This is a genomic window from Streptomyces sp. DF42, from assembly GCF_058267695.1.
The window spans coordinates 1,784,396-1,801,453 of the sequence record NZ_CM177859.1 but is presented as its reverse complement, the minus strand read 5'-3'; the positions used below and the strand labels follow the sequence as shown (position 1 = coordinate 1,801,453).

Annotated in this window: 14 protein-coding genes and 5 tRNA genes; 12 read left to right on the top strand and 7 right to left on the bottom strand. The window is 72.6% G+C overall.

Annotation, left to right across the window (positions count from 1 at the left end; all coding sequences use genetic code 11):
- Positions 1–67 precede the first annotated feature (67 nt).
- The 5 genes from cbiE to ACYUED_RS08175 all read left to right on the top strand — a co-directional run bounded on the left by cbiE (position 68) and on the right by ACYUED_RS08175 (position 8,558).
- Positions 68–1,294, top strand: a complete 1,227-nt coding sequence (cbiE, locus tag ACYUED_RS08195) for a precorrin-6y C5,15-methyltransferase (decarboxylating) subunit CbiE (RefSeq protein ID WP_491291610.1) — start codon at positions 68–70, stop codon at positions 1,292–1,294.
- 441 nt (positions 1,295–1,735) lie between these two features.
- Positions 1,736–5,908 (top strand): nicotinate-nucleotide--dimethylbenzimidazole phosphoribosyltransferase, encoded by a 4,173-nt coding sequence (gene cobT / locus ACYUED_RS08190; RefSeq protein WP_491291609.1) that lies wholly within the window; start codon positions 1,736–1,738, stop codon positions 5,906–5,908.
- Positions 5,909–6,047: 139 nt separating this feature from the next.
- On the top strand, positions 6,048–7,280 hold the full coding sequence (gene cobA / locus ACYUED_RS08185) for a uroporphyrinogen-III C-methyltransferase (RefSeq protein ID WP_491291608.1): 1,233 nt from the start codon (positions 6,048–6,050) through the stop codon (positions 7,278–7,280).
- A 64-nt stretch (positions 7,281–7,344) separates the two neighbouring features.
- Positions 7,345–8,163, top strand: coding sequence for a TrmH family RNA methyltransferase (locus ACYUED_RS08180; protein ID WP_491291607.1), 819 nt, complete (start codon positions 7,345–7,347; stop codon positions 8,161–8,163).
- 2 nt (positions 8,164–8,165) lie between these two features.
- Positions 8,166–8,558, top strand: coding sequence for an NUDIX domain-containing protein (locus tag ACYUED_RS08175; RefSeq protein ID WP_491291606.1), 393 nt, complete (start codon positions 8,166–8,168; stop codon positions 8,556–8,558).
- Between the two features lie 12 nt (positions 8,559–8,570).
- Here the strand turns inward: ACYUED_RS08175 and ACYUED_RS08170 are convergent, their stop codons facing one another.
- On the bottom strand, positions 8,571–9,947 hold the full coding sequence (locus tag ACYUED_RS08170; RefSeq protein ID WP_491294182.1) for a serine/threonine-protein kinase: 1,377 nt from the start codon (positions 9,945–9,947) through the stop codon (positions 8,571–8,573).
- 196 nt (positions 9,948–10,143) lie between these two features.
- Here ACYUED_RS08170 and ACYUED_RS08165 point away from each other — a divergent pair, with 196 nt between their 5' ends.
- The 4 genes from ACYUED_RS08165 to ACYUED_RS08150 all read left to right on the top strand — a co-directional run bounded on the left by ACYUED_RS08165 (position 10,144) and on the right by ACYUED_RS08150 (position 12,666).
- On the top strand, positions 10,144–10,419 hold the full coding sequence (locus ACYUED_RS08165; protein ID WP_491291605.1) for a DUF8836 family protein: 276 nt from the start codon (positions 10,144–10,146) through the stop codon (positions 10,417–10,419).
- Between the two features lie 197 nt (positions 10,420–10,616).
- On the top strand, positions 10,617–10,811 hold the full coding sequence (locus ACYUED_RS08160) for a hypothetical protein (RefSeq protein WP_266510828.1): 195 nt from the start codon (positions 10,617–10,619) through the stop codon (positions 10,809–10,811).
- A 536-nt stretch (positions 10,812–11,347) separates the two neighbouring features.
- Entirely contained in the window at positions 11,348–12,286 is a 939-nt protein-coding gene (locus ACYUED_RS08155; RefSeq protein WP_491291604.1) for a phosphotransferase family protein, read from the top strand.
- 80 nt (positions 12,287–12,366) lie between these two features.
- On the top strand, positions 12,367–12,666 hold the full coding sequence (locus ACYUED_RS08150) for a TFIIB-type zinc ribbon-containing protein (RefSeq protein WP_266510822.1): 300 nt from the start codon (positions 12,367–12,369) through the stop codon (positions 12,664–12,666).
- 62 nt (positions 12,667–12,728) lie between these two features.
- Here the strand turns inward: ACYUED_RS08150 and ACYUED_RS08145 are convergent.
- The 5 genes from ACYUED_RS08145 to ACYUED_RS08125 form a co-directional block, all read right to left on the bottom strand.
- A tRNA-Val gene (locus tag ACYUED_RS08145) sits at positions 12,729–12,800 on the bottom strand.
- 41 nt (positions 12,801–12,841) lie between these two features.
- Positions 12,842–12,913 (bottom strand) — tRNA-Val (locus ACYUED_RS08140).
- Positions 12,914–12,936: 23 nt separating this feature from the next.
- A tRNA-Val gene (locus ACYUED_RS08135) sits at positions 12,937–13,008 on the bottom strand.
- 1 nt (position 13,009) lies between these two features.
- Positions 13,010–13,083, bottom strand: a tRNA-Cys gene (locus ACYUED_RS08130).
- A 40-nt stretch (positions 13,084–13,123) separates the two neighbouring features.
- A tRNA-Gly gene (locus ACYUED_RS08125) sits at positions 13,124–13,196 on the bottom strand.
- Between the two features lie 178 nt (positions 13,197–13,374).
- Here ACYUED_RS08125 and ACYUED_RS08120 point away from each other — a divergent pair.
- The 3 genes from ACYUED_RS08120 to ACYUED_RS08110 all read left to right on the top strand — a co-directional run bounded on the left by ACYUED_RS08120 (position 13,375) and on the right by ACYUED_RS08110 (position 16,216).
- Entirely contained in the window at positions 13,375–14,502 is a 1,128-nt protein-coding gene (locus tag ACYUED_RS08120; RefSeq protein WP_491291603.1) for a chorismate-binding protein, read from the top strand.
- Positions 14,499–15,320: an aminotransferase class IV gene (locus ACYUED_RS08115; RefSeq protein WP_491291602.1), complete on the top strand. Its 822-nt coding sequence runs from the start codon at positions 14,499–14,501 to the stop codon at positions 15,318–15,320. The genes ACYUED_RS08120 and ACYUED_RS08115 overlap by 4 nt, the downstream gene beginning before the upstream one ends.
- 71 nt (positions 15,321–15,391) lie before the next feature.
- On the top strand, positions 15,392–16,216 hold the full coding sequence (locus tag ACYUED_RS08110; RefSeq protein WP_491291601.1) for a GNAT family N-acetyltransferase: 825 nt from the start codon (positions 15,392–15,394) through the stop codon (positions 16,214–16,216).
- Positions 16,217–16,222: 6 nt separating this feature from the next.
- On the opposite strand, the gene ACYUED_RS08105 is transcribed toward ACYUED_RS08110, so the two are convergent.
- Complete coding sequence (locus tag ACYUED_RS08105; protein WP_491291600.1) at positions 16,223–16,747, bottom strand: DsbA family protein; 525 nt, start codon at positions 16,745–16,747, stop codon at positions 16,223–16,225.
- Positions 16,748–17,058 lie beyond the last annotated feature (311 nt).

The window sequence follows — 17,058 nt, the reverse complement described above, 5'->3', positions numbered from 1 at the left end:
GGTACCCTCACCAAGCCCGCCCGGGCAGCCCCGACGAACTGCGCAAAACCCCTGGAGACTGACGACGATGGCCGACCGCGTCACGGTGATCGGCTGGGACGGCTCGCCCCTGACCGCCGCGGCCCGCTCCGCGCTGAGCGCCGCCACCCTGGTGGCCGGTGCCGCCCACCACCTGGCGCTTCCCGAGGTGCCGCCGACCGCCGAGCGCATCCGCCTCGGCAGCGTCGCCCTCGCCGCCCGTCGCATCGCCGGCCACCGTGGCACCGCGGTCGTGCTCGCCGACGGCGACCCCGGGTTCTTCGGCGTCGTACGGACCGTGCGCGCACCCGAGTTCGGCCTTGAGGTCGAGGTCGTCCCCGCCGTCTCGTCCGTGGCCGCGGCCTTCGCCCGTGCCGGTATGCCCTGGGACGACGCCCAAGTGGTCGTCGCACACCGCCGCACCCTGCGACGCGCGGTGAACGTGTGCCGCGCCCACACCAAAGTCGCCGTTCTCACCTCCCCGGGCGCCGGACCCGCCGAACTCGGTCTGCTCCTGGAGGGCGTCCACCGCACCTTCGTCATCTGCGAGGAGCTCGGCACCGATCGCGAACAGGTCACCGTCGTCACCTCCGACAAGGCCCCCGACCACATCTGGCGCGACCCGAACGTCGTCATCGTCATCGGCGGACCCGCGGGGCCGAACGTCCCGGGCGAGGGCGGCGGGTGGCTCGCCGGACGTGACCCGGGAGCCGGACCGCGCGGCTGGACACAACCCGCCCAGGCCTACGACGGACCGCTCGGCGAGGGGGAGACGGACCTGCTGCGTGCGGCCCAGCTCGCCCGCCTCGGACCGCGCGTCGGCGACCTCGTGTGGGACATCGGCTGCGGCAGCGGCGCCTTCGCCACCGAGGCCGCACGGGCCGGCGCCGCCGTGATCGCTGTCGACCGGGACCTCACGGCCTGCACCCGCGCGGATGCCGCCGCCCGCCGTTTCGGCGTCCAGCTGCAGATCATCCGTGGCCTCGCGCCGCACGTCCTGGAGAACCTCCCCGAGCCGGACGTCGTCCGCGTCGGCGGCGGGGGAGCGGCCGTGGTCTCCGCGGTCGCCGACCGCCGCCCGCAGCGCATCGTCACGCACGCCGCGACCCGCGACGCGGCCGAACTCATCGGCCGGGACCTGACGGAGCACGGCTACCGGGTCGAGTGCGCGCTGCTCCAGTCCGTCGAACTCGACACCAGGGCCTGGACGGAGACGGAGCGGAGCGTGGTGTTCCTGCTCACAGGGGAATTGGAGCGGCGCGAAGGGCCTCGCTGAGGGGAGGCGGCCGGGTAGCGGGCGCGAGTGCTCCCGGAGCGCGTGTTGTGCCCCCTCTGCCGTCCCAGTGATCCTGTTTTCTGCCCCACCGGTGATCCGCTAGTCGTACCGCTCGCGGTAGGCTGGCCGATCGTTGCACTGCACTTGTGGCCCGGCACTTCGTTCGTCAATGTCCGGAAAACGCGCCCCTTTTGGGGTGGGTGTGGTACGGCAGAACCGGAGGACGCGCAACGTGGCGCAGTCCACAGCAGGCCGTTGCGGATCAAGCTGTCGTGACGGTGGAACGGCCGGGACAATGCCACTGAATGGCTTTGTCGCCTTTTAAGGGCGGGTCGTTCGTGCCGCTGGGCATGCACGCTCGTTCTTCACTGCGGGGGCGGTCAGTGCGCCGTTCCCGGTGGGCTGGACGTAGAAGCACTAACCGATGGGCGAGGGGTACGCATGACCGACACCGGCCAGGTCCCGGGCGAGGGACTGCCGGAGAGCGTAGGCATGGTGGAGCAGCCGGGCGTCCCCGCGCACGGTGCGTACACCTACCTCTCCGAGACCACCGCCGAGGACGAAGACCTGTTGCTGCTGCCGGGCGCCCAGAGCCCCTGGGGCAACGAGGTCGCCCCGCCCGCGCCGGAACCGGTCGTCGAGACCGTCCACGAGCCGGGCCCGCACGAGACGGCAGGCCGCGACAGCGGCTCGGTCGACCTCTCCGGCGTCCGCCTGCCCAATCCCACGCTGCCTCCGACGTCGGTCCCGCCGCGCCGGCCGCTGCACCTCGGCCCGCCCATCCCGGACGCCTCGGCGAGCCCGGTCCGCTCCCTCGCCGACCGCGGCCCCGCGGGCGCGCCGGTCCGCCAGTCCGGCCCGCCCGCCACCGGCCCCGAGTACTTCGACGCCCCCCAGCTCCACGAGATGTCCCCGCAGGGCGCGGTCCCGTGGGGTGCCCAGGCACCGGCCGCCGTGCAGACCCCGGTCGACACCGAGGCACCGGCTGCCGAAACGGTTGTTCCCGCGCCCGAGCCGACGCCGGAACCGGTCGGCGCGGCCCAGGCCGTCATGGCCCGCATCGCGACGGACGCCGCACCGCAGCAGCACGACGGCGAGCCCGGTCACGCCGCACAGGCCGCGCAGAACGGTGAGGCCAGGTACGCGGCGGAGGCCCTTGGCGCTGCGTACGACCCGGAGGCGGGGCAGATTCCGGTGGGAGTGTCGGCCGTCGAGGGCGCCCAACTCGCCGGTGCCGGGGCTGCCGACGTCGCTCCGGGCGGGTTCGCGGTGGAGGGCGGGTTCGACGCTCCGTCCGGACCTGCCGCCGAGAGCGGGGCCGACGGTCTGCCCGAGGGCGGCGGGGACGACGGATCCGTTGCCCCGACGGCTGTTGCTGCGGACGCGGACCAAGGTCCTGTTCCCTCGGCTCCTTCGGACACCGGGCAGGCCGATGTGGCCGGTGCTGTCGCGGAGACCGGTATGGCGCCCGGCGCCGGAGTTGCCGCGGCGCACGAGTACGCCGAGGCGGCCGTGCCCGGTTCGGAGGCTGCACAGGCAGCGGAAGCCGAGTCTGCGCCGGAGGCCGGGCAGGTCCTGGAAGCGGCGCACGCCGTCGCGGCTCCGACCGCGCCGGAAGAGGTGCCCGCGGCTGAGACCGCGCCACTCGCCGAGAGTGCCGCCTCCGATGGTGCGCCCGCTGCCGACGCCGTCATGCCTGAGGACGTGCAGCCCGTCGCCGAGGCGGCCGAGCCCGGAAACGGACAGGTTGCGGAGGCCGTAGCGCCCGAGGATGCCCAGTTCGTCGACGAGACCGCACCCGGCGACGGTCAGCTGCCGAATGTGACCGCGCCCGGAAACGGCCCGCTCCCCGAGCAGGCCGTGCCCGAGGAACTCGCGCCCGAGGCCGGTCAGTTCCCCGCAACCGGTCAGCTCCCCGAGGCCGTTCCGCTCCCCGAGCCCGCTCCGCTCCCCTCGCCGGCTGTGACCGAGACCCCTCAAGGTCCTCAGGCGATGGCGATGGCGATGCCTGCGGCGATGGTTCCGGATGGCGGTCAGCCTGCCGAGGCCACCGCCGTCGACGCAGCTCAGCCCGTTGTCCCCGACCCCGCCGAGGCCGGCACAGCCGAGGAGCCTCTTCGGGCTGCCGACGCAGCGACTGCCCGGACGGCCGATACGGCTGTGCCCGCGCAGCCCACGGACGCCTCCGCGGCACCGGCCGTAGACGCCGCCACCACCACCACCGCGCCCGAGCCGTCGCTCCAGCCCGTGGACGCTCCCGCGCCCCAGGACCAGAGCCCGCACCCGGCCCAGCCCACGCCCGACGCACCGTCGCCCGCCACGGACGCCGACACACAGCCGGTCGCCGCCGACCGGGCCACCCCCCTGACGCCGCCCGCACTCCTCGCCCCGGCCGTCTCCCAACCGGCCGACGCCCAACCGTCCGAAGGGGGATCCCCGACGCACTGGGCGAACCCCGAGGACGCGCTCGCGCCCGAGGTTGCCGCGGCCTCCGCCGACGTCTCGCCCCCGCTTCCCGCCGACGCGGTGGCCGCCGACCCGGCTGCCCAGTCCGACCCCGGCTCGGACACCCTGCCGCCACTCGCCGCGGGCCCCCAGCCGGCCGCCGCGGACCCCGCGGAACACCAACCCACGGAGCCGGTCGGACAGTTCGTCCCCGTCGAGGGCTCCGTGCCGACCACCCCGCACCTCGCCCCGACCCCGCCGCACGCCCTGGTCCTCCCCCCGGAGGACGCGCAGGCGCCGGAGCCGGTCGCCACGGTGCCCGCCCCGCGCGACGGCGACTCCGAACTCGTACAGCACGCGGAGGACCTGGACACCAGGGCCGCCGACCAGGAAGAGGAGAGCGCGGCCGCAGTGGAAGAAGCGCGACAGTCCACCGGCCCGGCCGCGCCCGCCTACGACGACGCCGAGCGCGAGGCCGTCCTCAAGGTCATGCGGGAGCGACGCGACATCCGCAACGGCTTCCGCAGCGACCCCATCCCGCACGAGGTGCTGCTCCGCGTCCTGGAGGCCGCGCACACCGCCCCGTCCGTGGGGCACTCGCAGCCCTGGGACTTCGTCGTCATCCGCTCCGCCGACACCCGGCGCAGCATGCACGAACTGGCCATGCGCCAGCGCGACGCGTACGCCAAGTCCCTCCCCAAGGGCCGGGCGAAGCAGTTCAAGGAACTGAAGATCGAGGCCATCCTCGACACCCCGGTGAACATCGTCGTCACCGCCGACCCGACCCGCGGCGGGCGCCACACGCTGGGCCGTCACACGCAGCCGCAGATGGCGCCCTACTCCGCCGCGCTCGCGGTCGAGAACCTCTGGCTCGCCGCCCGCGCCGAGGGCCTCGGCGTCGGCTGGGTCAGCTTCTTCGACGAGCGTGAGATGGTCCGCGCGCTGGGGCTGCCCGAGCACCTGGAGGTCATCGCCTACCTGTGCGTCGGGTACGTCGACGAGTTCCCGGACGAGCCCGAGCTGATGCAGGCGGGCTGGTCCAAGCGGCGCCCGCTGTCGTGGGTCGTGCACGAGGAGACGTACGGCCGACGCGCGCTGCCCGGCGAGGAGCCGCACGACCTGCTCGCCGAGACCGTCTCCCAGATCCGCCCGCTGGACGCCAAGGCGCTCGGCGAGGCCTGGGAGCGGCAGAAGCGCATGACCAAGCCGGCCGGCGCGCTCGGCATGCTGGAGATCATCTCCGCGCAGCTGTCCGGCCTGTCCCGGCAGTGCCCGCCGCCCATCCCGGAGCCCGCGGCCGTCGCGATCTTCGCGGGCGACCACGGTGTGCACGCCCAGGGCGTGACCCCCTGGCCGCAGGAGGTCACCGCCCAGATGGTGGCCAACTTCCTCGGTGGCGGAGCGGTCTGCAACGCCTTCGCGGGCCAGGTGGGCGCCGAGGTCTGCGTCGTCGACGTGGGCGTGGCCGCCGACCTGCCCGCCACCCCCGGTCTGCTGCCCCGCAAGGTCCGCGCGGGCACGTCCGACATGACCACCGGCCCCGCGATGACCCGCGAGGAGGCCAAGCAGGCCATCGAGGTCGGCATCGAGACGGCCCGCGACCTGGTGGCGGCCGGCAACAAGGCGCTGCTCACCGGTGAGATGGGCATCGCCAACACCACGGCGTCCGCCGCCCTGATCTCGGTCTTCACGGACACCGACCCGGTCGACGTGACCGGCCGCGGCACCGGCATCAACGACGAGACCCTCGCCCGCAAGACCGAGGTCGTCCGTCGCGCGATCGAGGTCCATCAGCCCGACCCGGCCGACCCCATCGGCGTGCTCGCCGCGATCGGTGGCTTCGAACACGCCGCGTTGGTCGGCCTGCTCCTCGGCGGCGCCTCACTGCGTACGCCGGTGATCCTGGACGGCGTCAGCGCCGGCGCCGCGGCCCTGGTGGCCCGCGCGATCGCCCCCGAGGTCCTCGCGGCCTGCATCGCGGGCCACCGCAGCGCCGAACCGGGCCATGTGGCCGCGCTGAACAAGCTCGGCCTGCGCCCCCTGGTCGACCTCGACCTCCGTCTCGGCGAGGGCACCGGCGCCCTCCTGGCCCTCCCTCTCGTGCAGAGCACGGCCAGGGCCATGCACGAGGTCGCGACATTCGACTCGGCGGGCGTCACCGAGAAGTGACCCCGAACCGGGGTGGGGCACGCGTTCCTGCGTGCACCCCACCCCGGCCGTAATCTGAACCCGTCTCTAAAATCCGCACGTCAGGGCTGCTCCAGAGCCGTAGCACCCATCGCATTGCCAGCACGAGGAGCCGCACCTCATGGCCGAAAACCCCGCCTACCCCGTAGGACTCCGCCTCACCGGTCGCACCGTGGTCGTCCTCGGCGGCGGCCAGGTCGCCCAGCGCCGCCTCCCGGCACTGATCGCAGCGGGCGCGGACGTCCTCCTCGTATCCCCGGAGGTGACGCCCTCCGTCGAGGCCATGGCGGACGCGGGCGAGATCACCTGGCAGCGACGGCCGTACGCCGAGGGCGACCTGTCGAACGCCTGGTACGCCCTGATCGCCACCAGCGACACGGAGGCCAACACCGCCGCCTCCGCCGAGGCCGAGCGGCACCGGGTCTGGTGCGTCCGGTCCGACGACGCCGACGCCGCCACCGCCTGGACTCCGGCCACGGGCACCAGCGAAGGTGTCACGGTCGCCGTCCTCACCAGCCGGGCCGGTGGCCGCGACCCCCGCCACACCGCCGCCATCCGCGACGCGGTGGTCGAGGGCCTGCGCGACGGCACCCTCGTCGCCCCCCACCACCGCACCCGCACCTCGGGCGTCGCCCTCGTCGGCGGCGGCCCCGGCGACCCGGACCTGATCACGGTCCGCGGCCGTCGTCTCCTCGCCGAGGCCGACGTGGTCATCACCGACCACCTGGGCCCCCGCGACCTGCTGGCAGAACTGCCCGCGAGCGTCGAGGTGATCGACGCGGCGAAGCTGCCGTACGGCCGCTTCATGGCCCAGGAGGCCATCAACCACGCGCTGATCGAACACGCCAAGCAGGGCAAGTCGGTCGTACGGCTGAAGGGCGGCGACCCGTTCGTCTACGGCCGCGGCATGGAGGAGGTCCAGGCGCTCGCCGAGGCCGGTATCCCGTGCACCGTCGTCCCCGGCATCTCCAGCTCGATCTCGGTGCCGGGCGCCGCCGGCATCCCGGTCACCCACCGGGGAGTCGCCCACGAGTTCACGGTGGTCAGCGGGCACATCGCCCCCGACGACGAGCGCTCCCTGGTCGACTGGCCCGCCCTGGCCCGGCTGACCGGCACGCTCGTGATCCTCATGGGCGTCGGCACGATCGGGAAGGTCGCCGAGACGCTCGTCGCCCACGGCAAGTCCGCCGACACCCCGGTCGCCGTGGTCCAGGAGGGCACCACGGCCGCCCAGCGCCGCGTGGACGCCACCCTCGCCACGGTCGCCGAGGCGGTCCGTACGCACGAGGTGAAGGCCCCGTCGGTCATCGTCATCGGCAAGGTCGTCACCGTGGGCCCGCAGGCATCCGCGTAACCCCGGGTAACACAACCCGTTCCCAGCCGTTGGCACCGCACCCAGGACAAGGCAGTATCACCCTGTGGCCGATCTCATCACCGTTGAGGATCCCGACGACCCCCGCCTGCGCGACTACACGGGCCTGACCGACGTCGAGTTGCGCCGCAAGCGCGAACCGGCGGAGGGCCTGTTCATCGCCGAGGGCGAGAAGGTCATCCGCCGGGCGAAGGACGCCGGGTACGAGATGCGCTCGATGCTGCTGTCCGCGAAGTGGGTCGACGTCATGCGCGACGTCATCGACGAACTCCCGGCCCCGGTGTACGCGGTCAGCCCGGACCTGGCGGAGCAGGTCACCGGCTACCACGTGCACCGCGGCGCGCTCGCCTCCATGCAGCGCAAACCCCTGCCGACGGCCGCCGACCTCCTCCAGACCACCCACCGGGTGGTGGTCATGGAGTCGGTCAACGACCACACCAACATCGGCGCCATCTTCCGCTCCGCCGCGGCCCTCGGCATGGACGCGGTGCTCCTCTCCCCGGACTGCGCGGACCCCCTCTACCGCCGCAGCGTCAAGGTCTCCATGGGCGCGGTCTTCTCCGTGCCCTACGCCCGCCTCGACACCTGGCCCAAAGGCCTGGACTCGGTCCGCGAGGCCGGTTTCACGCTCCTCGCCCTCACCCCCGACGACAAGGCCAGGTCCCTCGACGAGGCCGCGCCGCACAGGATGGACCGCGTCGCCCTGATGCTCGGCGCCGAGGGCGACGGCCTGTCCACGCAGGCCCTGGTCGCCGCCGACGAATGGGTCCGCATCCCGATGTCCCACGGCGTCGACTCCCTCAACGTGGGCGCGGCAGCCGCGGTCGCCTTCTACGCGGTGGCCACCGGCCGCCCGCAGGGATAGCCGTGGCTCAGCGGGAGGCGATCGTCGCGGTGCTGCGCCGGGCCGACCGGGTGCTCGCCGTCCGGCGCGGCCCCGCCGTCTCCCGCCCCGGTTACTGGCAGCCCCTCAGTGGCAAGGTCGAACCGGGCGAGACCCAGGAACAGGCCCTGGTCCGCGAGGTCATGGAGGAGGTGGGCCTCACCGTCTCCCCGGGCGCGAAGGTCTGGGAGTCGGAGACCGACGACGGTCACTTCCGCCTCCACTGGTGGACGGCGGACGCGGACAGCGGAGAGGTCGTCCCCGACACCGTGGAGGTCGCCGAGGCCCGCTGGGTCACCCCGGAGGAATTCCTGGCCCTCAACCCGGTCTTCGACGGCGACCGAGAGTTCTTCGAACGGATCCTGCCGGACCTGTGACGCCCCAGCGCCTCAGCCCACCGTGACGCGGCCCGGCTCCCCGAGCTGCCCATGGTGCTGGTGCCGTACGACATCGACGTGGCTGCCCAGCCCCCGCGCCGGACCCTGACAGCCCTGGGCGGCGGCGATGCCGAGGGCCACGAGCAGCGTGACGACGACGAACACGAACAGCCGTTGCCGCAGCAGCCGAGGGTTGGCCGGCCTACGACCCGTCCCCGTGGTCCTGGGCCCCGGACGACCGGTGCCGCTGCGCGGCGCGGGCCGGCTCCCGCTGCCCGAGCGCGTCATGTTCCGCGAGGCAGACGTGTTCCGTGACCCCGAGCGCTGGGACGCCGCCGGACCACTGCGGGAGGCGCTGCCGCCCGGCGAGGGAGCAGCCCCGCCCCGGACCGGAGAGGACCCGCGCGACCCGGCGGAAGCACCCCGCGGCGGCGGAGTCCCGTGCGGACCCTGGGGCCGGCGCTGTTCGCGCTGCTGCTCCGGGTAGGTGTCGGCGAGCCGCCCCGTGGGCCGGTCCGCCTCAGCTGTGCGGGGCGCGGGCGGACGCGGGTCGGGGAGTCCCTGTGTCTCCCGGGCGGCGATCTCCTTGAGCCGCAGTGACAGTTGCAGCGTGCTGGGCCGCTCCTCGGGATCCTTCGCCAGACACGCGCGCACGAGCGGCGCCAGCGCGTCCGGCACGCCGTGCAGCTGCGCCTCCTCGTGGACGACGCGGTAGAGCATCACCTCGGAACTGCCGTGTCCGAACGGTGAATCGGCCATCGCCGCGTACGCCAGGGTCGCCCCCAGCGAGAACACGTCCGTGGCCGGCGTGACGGCGGCACCGCGCACCTGCTCCGGTGCGAGGAAGCCGGGGGAGCCGACGGCCGTACCGACGTGCGTCAGCGTGGACGCCCCGGTCGCCCAGGCGATACCGAAGTCGATGATCCGCGGCCCCTTCGGGGACAGCAGGATGTTGGACGGCTTGAGATCCCGGTGCACGACGCCCGCCTCGTGCACGGCGACGAGCCCCTCCGACAGGGCGGCACCCACGGCCGCGACATCGGCCGCACTCAGCGGCCCCCCGTCGGCCACCTTGTCGTGCAGCGAGGGCCCGGGCACGTACTGGGTGGCGAACCAGGGCCGGTCGGCATCGAGATCGGCCGCGACCAGCCGGGCGGTACAACCGCCCCTGATCCGTCGCGCCGCCGAAACCTCCCTCGCGAACCGAGACCGGAACTCCTGGTCCTCCGCCAGATCAGGCCGGATGACCTTCAGCGCGACCCGCTGCCCCTTCTTGTCGGAGCCCAGGTACACGACGCCCATCCCGCCCGCGCCGAGCCGTCTGTGAAGCCTGAACGAGCCGACGACGCGCGGGTCCTCGCGCCTCAGGCGCATCATCGCCATGTTCATCCCCGCTGCCCGGTCCGTGTGACGTGGCACAGCTTACGTTTCCACGGCCGCCCGCGCGCAGAGGCCGCGCCCTCTCGGCCCGATGGATTGTCAGTGCCGGGTGGGACACTTGAAGAGTGGTCAGGGAGCCGGTGAGCAGGCGGATTTCGGCCGGTTCGTGACCTCAACCACCCATCGCAGAAGGGGGATTGAACACGTGAAGGGTGATCGCGTGGAAATAGTCGTGGATGCGGGGGACACGACCCGCACATACGAGGTGGTCGCGAGCAGGGCGGGCCGCCGGGTGGAGACAGCGGTACGCCGAGGTGTCGTGGAAGTGAGTGAAGTCACCCGCAACGGCTCCGTGGTGCGCACGGCCCGCTTCATGGCGAACCGGGTGCTGGCCCTGGTCGAGCAGCCGATACCCCGGGAGGACAGTTCGGAAAGGCCCGGACACGCCGCGCGCCCCCTCCGGGAAGACTCTGAGGCCTAGGTCCACGTCTCCACCCAGGGGAGTACTCACCGTGTCATGGCTCATCCTCCGGGAGGCCCGGCAATCGGTACGAGGGCATGACGTGCGACAAGCGCCGGACGCCTAGATTTGAGGTCAAGCGGCGGGTGCAGCACTCGTCCCCCGAGGTCAGACACCCGCCGCTGCCAACGACAACTGAGACGGTCAGGAGAGGGACCATGGCCCTGACGGCACCGCGGGCACTGATCCGCACCCAGGAGAGAAACACACTCCGCCGCCGCACAGGCCGTCGCCATCCGCTGGTGGCGACACTCATGGCCCTTCCCCTGGCGGCCCTGCTCTTCTTCGTCTTCGACGGCTGGGAGACAGTGGCTACACAGGCGTCGTCCGTGGGCGTGATGCTGGGGCGCTGAGCGGCGACCCCAGGCCCGGAAGAGCGGTCCGGGCGGGGACATCCACCCATGAAACCCCGTGGGGACGGGGGTGCGGCGGACGGCAAAAATGCCGGCGCAGCTGGGGAGCTGCGCCGGCATTGCTCTGCCCGCACACAACCGAGAACGCGACCACCTTCTCGAACCCGCTCCGCGCATTCGGCCTGTCCGGCGAGGGACCGGCACTGCTGAGCGCCCGTCGGTGTCTTTCAGCCCGTCCCGGCGGTTGCGGACGAGGACTTTCCGTCCCGAGCTTCCACCCACCCGGCGGGGACCGGCGCTTCTGGGCGCCGGTCCCCGCATTTCAGCCCGTCCGGCGTTTGAGGACAGGGCCGTTCAGGCCGATCGGGGGTCCAGGGCCGAGCCCCGGGAGGGGCGCAGGGGAAGCAGTCCCCGCCGGGAGGGCCAGGGAGGGCAGGGGCGAAACCCGCCGTGACCGGCTGCAGCGCCGGGCGCCCAAGACCCCGCCGCCCTCCCCCGTACCCTCACGACAGACCCACATCGCCCCAGGGAGCCCCGTGACCGCCACCCCCTTGCTCGCCGCCCTCACCGCCCGAGCCAAGGCCAAGGCCCACACACGCACCGCCCCCTGCCCCTGCGCCGCGGCCACACTCGCCGACCGCCCCGACGCCACCGTCGTCCGCCACGCCGACACCGTCGCCAAGGCCCACGCCCCGGACACCCCCCTCACCGACCTCACCCCCCGCCTCACCACCGCCACCCACCTCCCCGGCATCCTCCTGCCCCCACTCACCCCGACGCCCGTCGACCTGCACGGCCGCCTCGTCACGTTCTGGCCCTACGGCACCCCCGTCGACCCGGACACCCCCGAAGCCGCCCCCTGGGAATCAGCCGCCACCCTCCTCGCCCACCTCCACCGCACTCCACCCCCGACCTCCCTGCCCGCCATGCGAGGCCCGGTCAAGGCCGCCCGAGCCGTCGCCCGGCTCGAAACAACAGCCCGCACCCACCCCGCCACAGCACCGGTCCTCCAGGCCTGGGCCACCCTCCCCGCCTGGGCCAGGGCCGAGACCTCCATGCCGGACACCACCACCCTGTGCCACGGCGACCTCCACCTCGGCCAGCTCGTCCGCCACCCCACCCCCGACGGCCCCTGGCTGCTGATCGACGTGGACGACCTCGGTACCGGCATCCCCGCCTGGGACCTGGCCCGCCCGGCCGCCTGGTACGCCTGCGGGCTTCTCCCGCCCGACGAATGGACCCGCTTCCTGACCGCCTACCGCGCGGCCGGCGGCCCGGCCGTCCCCGCCGACGGCGACCCCTGGCCTGCCCTGGACGTCCCGGCCCGCGCCCTCACGGTGCAGACGGCCGCCCGAGCGATCGCGAAGGCGGTGGCGGAGGACCGTTCACTGGACGAGGTCGAAGTGTCCATGATCGACGCATGTGCCCGAATGACTTCCCTCCCGCCGGAGTTGACCCAGGGTTTCGCGACGTAAGGTGCAACCGACCGCAGCCGGACAGTGTCTGTCCTGGCGTAACGCGAAGCAGGTCCGACCGGCGAGGAGTTGAGCCGACCATGCAGTGTCCGAAGTGCCATGCGCCGATGCACACCTACAACCGCAACGGTATCCAGATCGAGCAGTGCAGCGGCTGCCGCGGGATCTTTCTCGACTACGGCGAACTGGAGGCGCTGACCCGCGTGGAGTCGCAGTGGTCCCAGCCGGCGCCGCCGCCGAGTGCCCCGCAGGCGTACCCGGCCCCGCCCGCGCCCGCCTGGGGCGCCCAGCACGGCGGTCACGGTGGTGGCCACTACGGCGGACACCACGGCGGTCACCACCGCCACAAGAGCTTCGGCCACATGCTGTTCTCCAGCTGACCGCAACCACCGGTCCGAGCCACGCAGAAGCCCCCGGCCGCAGGGCCGGGGGCTTGAGTGTGTGGACGATACTGGGATTGAACCAGTGACCTCTTCCGTGTCAGGGAAGCGCTCTCCCGCTGAGCTAATCGTCCTCGGGACCGCATGTACTGCGTGATCTACATGATCTACCGCGTGCGCGATACTGGGATTGAACCAGTGACCTCTTCCGTGTCAGGGAAGCGCTCTCCCGCTGAGCTAATCGCGCGGGTCGAAGCCTTGCGGCTCCAGTGGACGATACTGGGATTGAACCAGTGACCTCTTCCGTGTCAGGGAAGCGCTCTCCCGCTGAGCTAATCGTCCTTGGAGGTGGAGACGGGATTTGAACCCGTGTAGACGGCTTTGCAGGCCGTTGCCTCGCCTCTCGGCCACTCCACCAGGAGTGCTAGGGGTTCGGGAAGATCCCCTTGATCCTACGAGCGGACGACGAGGTTCGAACTCGCGACCTCAACCTTGGCAAGGTTGCGCTCTACCAACTGAGCTACGTCCGCCTGTCGTTTCGGACCGCTCTCGCGTCCCGGCGACGAGTTGAACTCTAGCGGATTCCGGGGCCAGCACAAAAACGCGTTTGCGCAGCGTGCTGCGCTGCACCTGCTCACGGACGCGGCCGGGGTTCCCGGAGTGACATGGCTGGGCCACCTTCACGACACCCGCCCTAGACTCGACTGTGTGCTCCACCTGCCTCCTCTCGCCCGCTTCGGTGATCGCGTCGCCACCGGACTCATGGATGTCACAGGCGATCCCGCGGCCCTCGAATCCACCGGTTTCTGGGCCGTCGTGGCGGACTTCGAGGGCCGGCTCACCTGCGCCCGCTTCAGGGACGTACGGGAGGAGCCCGTGCCCGCGCCGGTGCCGGGGGAGTGGCGGGGGCCTGCGGTCGGTGACTGGACGTCCTCACTCGACCATGCCGCGTACACGGCCGGTGTGCGTCGGATCCGCGAGCACATCGCGGCCGGCGAGGTCTACCAGGCGAACCTCTGCCGGGTGCTGGCCGCGCCCGTCGCGCCCGACGCCGACGTGGACGCCCTGACCGCCCTGCTGGCCCGCGGCAACCCGGCACCGTATGCAGGAACGATCCGGCTGCCGGAGCACGGGGTCGAGACAGCCACGGCCTCGCCCGAGCTCTTCCTCCGGCGCCACGGTCGTCTCATCGAGTCCGGGCCGATCAAGGGCACCGGGCGCACCGAGGCGGACCTTCTGGAGAAGGACTACGCCGAGAACGTGATGATCGTGGACCTGGTCCGCAACGACGTCGGACGGGTCTGCGCCACCGGCAGCGTGAGCGTCCCCGACCTGTGCGCGGTCGAGAAGCATCCGGGGCTCGTCCACCTGGTGTCGACGGTCCGCGGCGAACTGCGCGCGGACGTCGGCTGGCCCGAACTGCTCGACGCCGCCTTTCCGCCCGGCTCCGTCACCGGTGCTCCCAAGTCCAGTGCACTCAGGATCATCGACCAACTCGAGACGGTGCCCCGCGGTCCGTACTGCGGTGGCATCGGCTGGGTCGACGCGGACCGCGGAACCGCCGAGCTGGCCGTCGGCATCCGCACCTTCTGGATCGACCGCGCGGAGGGTGTCCTGCGCTTCGGGACGGGTGCCGGCATCACCTGGGGTTCCGATCCCGAGGCGGAGTGGCGGGAGACCGAGCTGAAGGCGGCCCGACTCCTCGCGGTAGCGTCGGGGACGTACGAGGCGAGTGGAGAGGGACAGCAGACGCGCTGTGACGGCCCGGCGGACGACAGCCCCCGGACCCCAGGCCGATGCGCACCCGGTACGGACTTGCGAGGTAGCGACCAATGAAGCTTTGGCTCGACGGCGGGCTGCAGGACATCGAGTCCGCCCGCGTCTCCGTCTTCGACCACGGACTGACCGTGGGCGACGGCATCTTCGAGACGGTGAAGGCGGTGGACGGAAGGCCGTTCGCGCTCACCCGGCACCTCGACCGGCTGACCCGCTCCGCGCGCGGCCTCGGCCTGCCCGATCCCGACCACGACGAGGTCCGCCGCGCCTGCGCCGCCGTCCTCGAAGCCAACCCGATGCCCCTCGGCCGGCTGCGCATCACCTACACCGGCGGTCACGGCCCCCTCGGTTCCGACCGCGGCGAGCACGGCCCCACCCTCGTCGTCGCCCTCGGCGAGACCACCCGCCGCCCGGACTCCACGGCCGTGATCACGGTCCCATGGACCCGCAACGAACGCGGCGCGCTCACCGGCCTGAAGACGACCTCGTACGCCGAGAACGTCGTCGCCCTCTCCCGCGCCCACCAACACGGCGCGTCGGAAGCCCTGTTCGCGAACACCGTCGGGAAACTCTGCGAGGGCACCGGCTCGAACGTCTTCGTGGTCCTGGACGGCGAGCTCCACACCCCGCCGGTCGCCTCCGGCTGCCTCGCGGGCATCACGCGCGCGCTGGCGGTCGAATGGACCGGCGCCCGGGAGGCCGACCTGCCGCTCGACGTCCTGCAGCGCGCGGACGAGATCTTCCTCACCTCCTCCCTGCGGGACATCCAGGCCGTGCACCGCGTCGACGACCGCGAACTGCCGGGCACGGCGGGCCCGGTGACCGCCAAGGCCATGCGGGTCTTCGACGAGCGGTCGGGCCACGACCAAGATCCGTAAGAGCCCGACAGAACGTGAAGGCCCGAAAAAATGAGCAGACTTGGGCGTCGCCGACGGGTACAACACCCCTGATGACCACAACTCTGCGGCCGACCGAGCCGCTTCAGCGCAACGGCGATGGCACGCGTTCACGCCGCTTCCAGGTGTGCGTGAACAGCCGGCCCGTCGGCACCCTCCATCTCGGCACCTCACCGGGCTTCGGCGACAGGGTGGCCCGCATCGTCGGTCTGCGGATCGAGGAGCCGGACCGTCGCCGGGGCCGGGGCACGGTGGCCGCGCTGGCCGCCGAGGAGGTGGCGCGCGGCTGGGGATGCCGGGAGATCGAGGTGGTCGTGCCCGGTGGTGCCGAGCCCGCCCTGCGGCTCGTCCACGCGCTCGGCTACGTCCTGCGCAACCGCGGCATGGAGAAGCTGCTCGGCGACACCCCGCCCGCCCTGCCCGAAGGCAGCCGGGGCCGGTCCATGACCGAGGCCGAGTACGAGGCGTGGTTCGCCCACGAGTCCGAGCACTACGCGCGCGTGTGGATGGAACGGGGCGTGCCCGAGACGGAGGCGTACGAGAGGTCGCGGCGCGACCACGAGCGGCTCCTGCCGCAGGGGCTCGCCACGCGGGACATGCACTTCAGCCTCCTCGAACACGAGGGGACGCCCGTCGGCACTCTCTGGGTGGCGCTGCTGGAGGACAAGGCCTACGTCTACGACGTCGAGGCCGACGCCGCCCACCGCGGCCGCGGGCACGGCCGTACGCTGATGCTCCTGGCGGAGGGCCGGGCGATCGCCGCCGGCCGACGCGTGCTCGGTCTCAACGTGTTCGCCGGCAACACTCCGGCCGAGCGGCTCTACGAGTCACTCGGTTACGAGACGACGCAGTACTCCCTGTACAAGCCGCTGCTCTAGGAGCGATCAGGCCCCCTGCTCGGCCAGCAGCCGGTCCGCGATCCCCTCGATCCGCTCCCGCAGTCCCTCCTGGCTCTTGCCGCCGTCCAGACGCTCACCGCCGATGACGTACGTCGGTGTCCCGGTCACGCCGATCGCCTTGCCCTCGGCCTGGTCGGCGTCGACGATCAGGATGTGCCGGCCGTCGATCAGAGCGGTGTCGAACTCCTCGGCGTCCAGGCCGAGTTCACCGGCCACCTTGACCAGGAAGGGTTCTCCGTCACGGTCCAGCTCCTCGACCCGCCCCAGCACGGCTTCGACGTAGTCCCAGCCCTTCCCCTGTTCGAGGGCCTCCTCGGCGGCCTGCGCGCCGGCGAACGCGTGCCGGTGCTTCTCCAGCGGGAAGTGCCGCAGCCGCAGCTCCAGCCGGTCGCCGTAGCGGGCGCGCAGGGCGCGCAGATCGTCGAGGGCGCTACGGCAGTCGGGGCACTGGAGTTCGCACCACACGTCGAGGACGGGCGGGGCGGGAGGTACGGGGGAGGAGTCGCTCATGACGCCAGTCTCCCAGCTCGATCACGGTCGACCCAATCCAGGCCCGGCCTCCCATCCAGGCACGACTGCCTCATCCGGGCCGGGCCGGCTCATGCAAGCCCGACCGCCTGGCCGAGGTCTGACCGCCTGGTCCGGGCCCGACCGCCCGGTCCGGGCCGGGCTGCCTCGTCCACCCGCCACGGGCCGCCCGGCCACGCCCGCCGCGCCTACCTTCACCCGCGACCCCGATCTGCTTCACCCGCGATGCCGATCTGCCCCTGATCCGCCCCTGATCCGCGCCCCTGATCCAACCCGGAGGAGTGTCCGGGACC